The sequence below is a fragment of the Sphingomonas sp. LH128 genome (assembly GCF_000293195.2).
GTDB lineage: Bacteria > Pseudomonadota > Alphaproteobacteria > Sphingomonadales > Sphingomonadaceae > Novosphingobium > Novosphingobium resinovorum_A.
Map to the genome: position 1 here is coordinate 1 of NZ_ALVC01000580.1, position 1,046 is coordinate 1,046.

Here is a 1,046-nt window from a genome sequence, read left to right on the forward strand (position 1 = left end):
TCCGGTGCGGCAATATCAGATTGTTGGTTGAAGGCCGTTGACGCGGGAACGGGCTTTCGATTCAAGGCTGCGATGGATCGAGGCGGCGTCCCCACTATTGCGGAATTGATGGCGCTTCTGGCGACGAAAGCCGCAGAGGTCGAGGCATTGGCGGCCGAGAGAGACGCACTTGCCCGGCGCATCCTGAAGCTTGAGGAGGAACTGGCGCTGTCGCGGTTGCACCGCTTTGCGCCGCGCAGCGAAAAGCACCTGGATCGTGTCTTCAATGAAGCCGAGCAGGCCTCCCTTGAGGACGATACCGACGATGGACACGACGACGTCGATGAGCCGGTCGCCGCCGATCTTCCCGACACGGGATTGCCGGAGGCGAAAAAACCAGAAGGGAAGAAGCGCGGGCGCAAGCCACTTCCTGCCGGCCTGCCACGCCAGCGCGTCGAATATGACCTCGCCGACGACCAGAAGGTCTGCCCGTGCTGCAGCGAACGGCTGCATCGCATGGGGGAAGTGGTAACCGAGCAGCTTCACATCGAGGTGAAGGCCACGGTCCTTCAGAATGCCCGCGCCAAATATGCATGCCGCAATTGTGACCGTACCGGGATCGCCACGCCGATTGTCATTGCGCCGATGCCCGCACAGCCCTTGCCGGGCAGCATTGCCACGGCCTCGACGCTGGCCTTTGCCCTTGTTCATAAATACGTCGATGGCACACCGCTGTATCGTCTGGCGCAAACCTTCGAGCGCGCAGGGGTACCTGTCAGCCGCGGTGCACTGGGCCGTTGGGTGATCGCTTCGAGCGAGAGGCACCTGCATCGCATCTTTGACGCCCTGAAGCTGCGGCTTCGGTCCCAGGACGTCATTCATGGCGACGAAACTACGGTTCAGGTGCTCAAGGAAGAGGGCAAGGCTCCTACCAGCACTTCGTACATGTGGGCCTACCGCAGCAGCGAGGACAGCGAACAGCCGATCGTGCTGTTCGACTATCAACCCGGTCGCGGGCAGGAACATCCGCAGGCCTTCCTCGGCGACTATCGCGGTATCCTGATGAG

At 61.9% G+C, this 1,046-nt stretch carries 1 protein-coding gene; it reads left to right on the forward strand.

Going from position 1 to position 1,046, the window contains the following annotated elements:
* Nucleotides 1-72 precede the first annotated feature (72 nt).
* The coding region (gene tnpC, locus LH128_RS30400; RefSeq protein ID WP_037522233.1) for an IS66 family transposase at nucleotides 73-1,046 on the forward strand (974 nt) is incomplete at its 3' end.